The sequence below is a fragment of the Mesorhizobium sp. M2A.F.Ca.ET.037.01.1.1 genome (assembly GCF_003998075.1).
In the GTDB taxonomy this organism is placed as follows: domain Bacteria; phylum Pseudomonadota; class Alphaproteobacteria; order Rhizobiales; family Rhizobiaceae; genus Mesorhizobium.
Map to the genome: position 1 here is coordinate 1 of NZ_RZSA01001692.1, position 606 is coordinate 606.

1 protein-coding gene is annotated in these 606 nt (G+C 63.9%); it reads right to left on the reverse strand.

Annotated features, from left to right (window positions below):
• Positions 1-60 precede the first annotated feature (60 nt).
• On the reverse strand, positions 61-606 hold a 546-nt coding region (locus EOA27_RS39255; RefSeq protein ID WP_127259066.1), incomplete at its 5' end, for a molybdopterin-dependent oxidoreductase.

A 606-nucleotide genomic window follows, 5' to 3' on the forward strand; every position in this document is an offset into this window, starting at 1 on the left:
CTGCCAGGGCGATTGCGGCGACGGCTCGGCGCTCATCGATTGCTGCTCACGCGTCGCCCCTCACCGGTCGCTGGAATAGCGCTGCTCGCGCCAGGGGTCGCCATACATGTGATAGCCGCGAAGCTCCCAGAAGCCCGGTTCGTTGCGCTCGGTGAACTGCAGCCCGTTCACCCATTTGGCCGACTTCCAGAAATAGAGGTGCGGCACCAATAGCCGTGCCGGCCCGCCATGATCCGGCGTGATCGGCTTGCCTTCATAGAGCAGCGCCACCATCGCCTTGCCGGTGACGAGGTCCTTGGTCGGCACATTGGTGGAATAGCCGTCAAAGGACAGCGCCAGCGTGTAGGCGGTCGGCGGCTCGATGCCGGCGTCGGCGAGGATGTCGTCGATCATGACGCCCTGCCAGGGCGTGTTGAATTTTGTCCAGGCCGTCACGCAATGGATGTCGCGCGTCATCTTGCTCTGCGGCAGCGCGTTGAACTCGGCCCAGTTCCATTTCTTGATCGGCTTTGGCCCGTGCTTGAGGGTGAAAGACCAATCCTCCGTGCGCACGCGCGGCGTCGGCCCGGCCGAAAGCACGGGAAAACCCTGCTCCAGATACTGGCC